Origin of the sequence: Streptomyces flavofungini, from assembly GCF_041028215.1 — a bacterium.
Lineage (GTDB): Bacteria > Actinomycetota > Actinomycetes > Streptomycetales > Streptomycetaceae > Streptomyces > Streptomyces flavofungini_B.
Genome location: NZ_JASKYR010000411.1, coordinates 1 through 5,947, shown reverse-complemented (window position 1 = coordinate 5,947; position 5,947 = coordinate 1). Strand labels below are relative to the sequence as shown.

General features: G+C 69.4%; 4 protein-coding genes. 1 reads left to right on the top strand and 3 read right to left on the bottom strand.

Features of this window, described 5'->3' with window-relative positions; genetic code table 11:
* The first annotated feature begins 230 nt into the window (after positions 1-230).
* A complete protein-coding gene (gene thiC / locus AB8Z36_RS25325) occupies positions 231-2,042 on the top strand; it encodes a phosphomethylpyrimidine synthase ThiC (RefSeq protein WP_369215685.1) in 1,812 nt (603 codons plus the stop codon).
* Between the two features lie 62 nt (positions 2,043-2,104).
* On the opposite strand, the gene AB8Z36_RS25320 is transcribed toward thiC, so the two are convergent.
* The 3 genes from AB8Z36_RS25320 to AB8Z36_RS25310 all read right to left on the bottom strand — a co-directional run bounded on the left by AB8Z36_RS25320 (position 2,105) and on the right by AB8Z36_RS25310 (position 5,581).
* Entirely contained in the window at positions 2,105-2,992 is an 888-nt protein-coding gene (locus AB8Z36_RS25320) for a hypothetical protein (protein WP_369215684.1), read from the bottom strand.
* Between the two features lie 180 nt (positions 2,993-3,172).
* Positions 3,173-4,243, bottom strand: coding sequence for a metallophosphoesterase (locus AB8Z36_RS25315; protein WP_440581991.1), 1,071 nt, complete (start codon positions 4,241-4,243; stop codon positions 3,173-3,175).
* A 216-nt stretch (positions 4,244-4,459) separates the two neighbouring features.
* Positions 4,460-5,581 carry a LacI family DNA-binding transcriptional regulator gene (locus AB8Z36_RS25310; protein ID WP_369215682.1) on the bottom strand — a complete coding sequence of 374 codons (1,122 nt, stop codon included), beginning with the start codon at positions 5,579-5,581 and terminating at the stop codon, positions 4,460-4,462.
* Positions 5,582-5,947 lie beyond the last annotated feature (366 nt).

Here is a 5,947-nt window from a genome sequence, read left to right as displayed (position 1 = left end):
GTGGTGGTCACGGCCCGATCATCGCAAGAACGGAGGGGGCCCTCTGTTCAGCGCGCCCGATATGACGCTAGCGTGGAGCCACCTTTGCAATCGCGGGAGCTCGGAGCACCGGGCTGAGAGGGCGCTGACCTCCGTACGAAGCGGCACGAAACGTGCACGAGCCGTACGGAATTCGCTGCGTCGACCGCCGAACCTGTTACCGGGTAATGCCGGCGTAGGGAGTAGGTCTCATGACCACATCGGACGCACGCACGCCTGCCTCGGCGCGGAACCAGAGCCAGGAACAGCCCTGGAACGAACGCGACGAGGCCGGGAAGTCCATCGGCTGGCACAAGGCGTATGTCGAGGGCTCGCGCCCCGACCTGCGGGTGCCGGTCCGTCAGGTGCACCTGACCAACGGCAAGGCCGTCACCCTGTACGACACCTCGGGGCCGTACACCGATCCGTCCGCCCAGACCGACGTCCGCCGCGGGCTGCCGCCGCTGCGGGAGAACTGGATCATCGCCCGCGGCGACACCGAGGAGTACACGGGCCGTCCGCCCCGTCCGGAGGACGACGGCATCAAGCACACCTCGCCGCGCGGTGGGCTCAAGAACCTCGACGCGGTCTTCCCCGGCCGCCCCCGGCAGCCGCGCAGGGGCCGCCAGGGTCAGGCGGTGACGCAGCTCGCGTACGCCCGGCGCGGTGAGATCACGCCGGAGATGGAGTTCATCGCGATCCGCGAGAACATGGACCCCGAGACCGTTCGCGAGGAGGTCGCCGCGGGCCGCGCGGTGATTCCCGCCAACGTGAACCACCCGGAGATCGAGCCGATGATCATCGGCAAGAAGTTCCTGGTGAAGGTGAACGCCAACATCGGCAACTCCGCGGTCACCTCCTCCATCGAGGAGGAGGTGGACAAGATGACCTGGGCGACCAAGTGGGGCGCCGACACGGTCATGGACCTGTCCACCGGCCGCAACATCCACACCACCCGCGAGTGGGTCCTGCGCAACTCCCCCGTGCCCATCGGCACCGTGCCGCTCTACCAGGCCCTGGAGAAGGTCGACGGTCAGGCCGAGGCGCTGACCTGGGAGATCTACAAGGACACGGTCATCGAGCAGGCCGAGCAGGGCGTGGACTACATGACGGTGCACGCGGGCGTGCGCCTTCCGTATGTTCCGCTGACCGCCAACCGCAAGACCGGCATCGTCTCGCGCGGCGGATCGATCATGGCCGCCTGGTGCCTCGCGCACCACAAGGAGAGCTTCCTCTACGAGCACTTCGAGGAGCTCTGCGAGATCCTCGCGGCGTACGACGTGACGTACTCGCTCGGCGACGGCCTGCGGCCCGGGTCGATCGCGGACGCCAACGACGAGGCGCAGTTCGCGGAGTTGCGGACCCTCGGGGAACTCAACACGATCGCCAAGCGTTTCAACGTGCAGACGATGATCGAGGGCCCCGGTCACGTCCCGATGCACAAGATCAAGGAGAACATCGACCTCCAGCAGGAGATCTGCGAGGAGGCGCCGTTCTACACCCTCGGTCCGCTGACCACCGACATCGCTCCCGCGTACGACCACATCACCTCCGGCATCGGCGCCGCGATGATCGGCTGGTGGGGCACGGCGATGCTCTGTTACGTCACACCCAAGGAGCACCTGGGCCTGCCCAACCGCGACGACGTCAAGACCGGCGTCATCACGTACAAGATCGCGGCGCACGCGGCGGACCTCGCCAAGGGCCACCCGGGCGCGCAGGACTGGGACGACGCGCTCTCGGACGCCCGCTTCGAGTTCCGCTGGGAGGACCAGTTCAACCTCGCGCTGGACCCGGTCACGGCGCGGGAGTTCCACGACGAGACGCTGCCCGCCGAGCCCGCGAAGACGGCGCACTTCTGCTCGATGTGCGGGCCGAAGTTCTGCTCCATGAAGATCTCGCAGGACATCCGGCGGCAGCACGGCGGTGCCTCCGAGCAGGACGAGATCGCGGCCGGCATGGAGCAGAAGTCCAAGGAGTTCGCCGCGGCGGGCAACCGGGTCTATCTGCCGATCGCCGACTGAGGTCCGTGGCCCCGTCACTCGTCGGTGGCGGGGCCACGAAGCGGTGCCGTGCTCCGGTCCGGCTACTCCGGCTTGTGGTCGGGCCCGCCGAAGTCCGGGCTCGAGAAGTCGGGACTTGAGTAGCTCGGCCGCGAGCCGGCGGTCGAGCCGCCGTCCGGGCTGGTGAATCCCGGCCTGTCGTAGCCCAGTTGCGGCATGCGGTTGTTGGTGGCCCCGGGCCCCTGTGACGGCGCCCGGTGAGCCGGGGCCGGGCCCGGCTCCAGCAGCGCCTCCCGGAGGAACGGCACGATGCCCCGCTCCAGGAGCGCCCGGCCCCAGACCTCCCTGGCCTGGGAGACCTCCAGATGCTGTTCGCCGTGGAGACTCGCCTGGAGCGAGGTGGAGCCGTTGCGCAGGGCGGTCAGGAGCAGCCCCCCTGCGGCGACCAGGATGCCCCCCGCGGTGAGCGCGCCGAACAGCCAGCCTGCCGTGAGCAGGGTGTCCGCGAAGGCGGGCTCGGGGTTGAGCATCTTCAGGATGTAGCCGACGAGCAGGAAGATCGCGGCGGCCGTCCCCGCGAGCACGGGTGCGAGGACCGCCACGACGGCGACCGCCCCGGCTCCGACCGCCGCGGGTTCGGCCAGCTCGCCCATCGTGGTGGCGAGTCCGACGCCGCCGGAGCCCGACTCCGCGGCGGTGTGTCCACTCCCTTCGCGGATCGACGCGGAAGACGGTCGAGGTTCGCGCAACTCCTCGCGGACCTTCACGTAGTGCGCGTACTCGACCGCGGCCGCGGCCGTGATCAGAGCTGTCGCGTTCAGGGCCATGGTGCGCAGCTGTTCGGTGTTGAGCCGCTGGCCCACTGCGGCGAGTTCCGGACGGTCCGGTGCGGTGCGCAGCGCCTCGTCGAGGATCCGCTCGTACTCGGGGCGGTCCTCATTGAGCAGGTGTGGAGCGCTGTTCATGTGCATCCCCCGATGCTCCGTAGGGCTGAGACTCGCATGGCTGCGAGCCGTTGGGCAGAAACGGAGGGGAGCCTGCTACGGATAAGCCGATGGTAGAGCCGTGACGGCACGCGGTGACAGGGGGTTTCCGGAAATTGCCTCTCTGCAGGGTGTGATCCTGTAAAGAGGGGCCTGTTCGTAGAAGGGCTAAACGCCCAGCGGGAGTTGGCAGACCAGCAGCTTTCCGGCCATGGTCACTCCGCCGTCCATGGCGATGGCCAGGCCGTCGGCGTACACATGAGGACCCTCGATGACGGGGCCTCCGCCGTCCGACTCGTCCTCGGAGCCGACGTCACCCAGGAGGTAGGGGATGGGGCTGTGGCCGTGGACGACGCGTGTGCCGCCGTACATGTCGAGGAGCTCGCGCACGGCGGAGGGCCCCGACTCGTCGCGGAAGGCGAAGCGCTTGGTGAACTTCCGGAAGAGGTCCCAGCACTCGTCGGCGTCATTGCGCGTCAGGGTCTCGCGGACGGTGTCGTTCACTGCCTCGATCGAGTCGCCGTAGTCCAAGTAGGCGGTCGTGTCGGAGTGCATGAGGAGATGTCCGTCGGCCTCCTCCATCGCGTCCAGGCGGGCCATCCACTGGAGGTGGTGGTCCTCCAGGCGCTCCATGTCCGTCTTCTGGCCCCCGTTGAGCAGCCACGCGGCCTGGAAGGTGGCGGTGCCCGCGCCGGAATTGACCGGCGTGTCGCCGAAGCGCCTGGCGCCGAGCAGCAGCAGCTCGTGGTTGCCGAGGAGCGCCTTGCAGTAGCCCCCGGCGGCGGCGGCCTCGGCGGAGAGGCGCATCACGAGGTCGATGACCCCGATGCCGTCGGGACCCCGGTCGGTGAAGTCGCCGAGGAACCACAGGCGCGCGTTGCCCGCGGACCAGCTTCCCTCGGCGTCGACGAGGCCCTGCTCCTGGAGCGCGGCCATCAGCTCGTCGAGGTACCCGTGCACGTCGCCCACGACGAACAGCGGGCCGTGCTCCTCGCTCGCCCGCGGCTGCGGGGGCTCCGGCATGACCTGCACCTGCACGGTGTCCCCCCGATTGATGACGGGCAGGTCGCGCTGGGTGGGCGTATACCCGTCGGCGACCGGATCGCCGGGTGCTCCAGGGCTCACCTCGGCGGGCCCGGTCGTCTCATGGACGTACGCCGGTACGCGGAAGTCGCGCAGCGTCGCCGTCCGCACATCGGGTCCCTGACCGGCCCCCTGAGTCATCGACCCCTCCACCACCATTGCGCCGCATCTGCACCGAGAACGGACTGCCTGGTCGCAGCGGCCCGCGGTGTCGTCCGCCCATCATAGGAATGCGGCTCCCGCTGTGTGGTGCACCAGGGGTGGTGAATCGGTCCTTGACCCGGGTTCACCGCGGTTTTCTCCCGAATTGGGCAGAGGTTTCCCTGTTGGTGGCGGGCCGCTCACCAGCCCCTGCCCGGTAAATCTCCGGGATCAGCCCGAGCCGGATGAGCGTGGCGGGCTGACCGTCGTGCGGGGCGGACGTCGCTCGGACGAGGTGCGTACGATCAATTCGGTCGGTATCACCTGCTCGACGGGCCCGCCCGAGTCCAGTCCCTCGATCGCGTCGATGAGGAGCTGCACGACGGCCGTCCCGATGCGCCGGGGCTTGAGCGAGAGCGTGGTGATCGGCGGCTCGGTGGTGGCGTAGACCGTGGACTCGCTGCAGCAGACGAGCAGCAGGTCGTCGGGGACCCGCAGGCCGTACCGCCGGGCGGCGGCGAGGAGGTCGGTGCCGTTGGGGTCGAAGAGGCCGTAGACGGCGTCGGGCCGGTCGGGCCTGGCGAGCAGCCGGTCGGCGGCGACCGCGCCCGCGCACGGGTCGTGGGCGGGGTAGGACTCGTAGACCGGGTCCTGGCCGACGCGCTCGCACCAGTTCAGGTAGGCCGTCGTGGACAGATGTGTGTAGGTGTCCGTGGTGGTGCCCGTGAGCAGGCCGATCCGGCGGGCGCCGGCGGCCGCGAGGTGGTCGAGGATTTCGAGGACCGCTGCCTCGTGGTCGTTGTCGACCCAGGCGGTGACCGGCAGGGAGCCCGCCGGGCGGCCGTCGGAGACCACCGGGAGGCCTTGCCTGACCAGCTCGCTGACCACTGGATCGTGGTCGGAGGGGTCGACGACGACCGTTCCGTCGAGTGCGACGTTCGACCACACGTCGACGGGGCTGCGGCGGGAGGTGGCGGGGAGGATGACCAGGGCGTAGCCCCGGGCGAGGGCGGCGGAGGTGGCGGCTCTGGCCATCTCCGCGAAATAGGCGAATTCGGTGAAGGTGAAAGGTTCATCCCCATACGTGGTCACGGTCAGGCCGATGAGGCCCGACTTACCCGTACGGAGGGTGCGGGCCGCGGCGGAGGGGCGATAGCCCAGCCGCTCGGCGACCTCGCGGACATGGCGTCGGGTGGCGTCGGGCAGACGACCCTTGCCGTTGAGGGCGTCGGAGACAGTCGTGATGGAGACACCGGCGGCGGCGGCGACATCTCTGATGCCCGCTCGGGTCTGCCGGTTACCCCGGCGGGCGGTCTCCGCTCGGCTCACCTGGTGTTTACCTGCTGCTGTCATGGCGAGCCGATAGTAGGGCTCATGGGGGTGGGTAGCGCGGGTGCATATGCAGTCGTTGACAGGCACGTTTCTGCAAGGCTTGCGGCGCTCAATGACCATGGAAAGACAGGGAGTTGAGCGCTGTATGGACAGTATCCGCTGATCGTCTCGCCGGGGTCTGACTGATGCGCCAGGTCTCGAAGAGGTCTCAACTCACCTTCACGAGGGACGCGCGCCACGGAGCGAGCCACCGGCGCACGGGGGAGCACGGGGCGCTCCCCCTGTCCCAGGCGCCGCACGGGCGACGGTGCGCGGCCACGCGCGCACGGACCGCCGAGCACCGCCCGCCCCGACCGTACGAGGATCCGGTCCCGCCTGTACGAGAAT

Bases quoted from the DNA above. Each gene is read 5' to 3' on its own strand.
- thiC (WP_369215685.1), top strand. From the start codon at position 231: ATGACCACATCGGACGCACGCACGCCTGCCTCGGCGCGGAACCAGAGC.
- AB8Z36_RS25320 (WP_369215684.1), bottom strand. From the start codon at position 2,992: ATGCACATGAACAGCGCTCCACACCTGCTCAATGAGGACCGCCCCGAG.
- AB8Z36_RS25310 (WP_369215682.1), bottom strand. From the start codon at position 5,581: ATGACAGCAGCAGGTAAACACCAGGTGAGCCGAGCGGAGACCGCCCGC.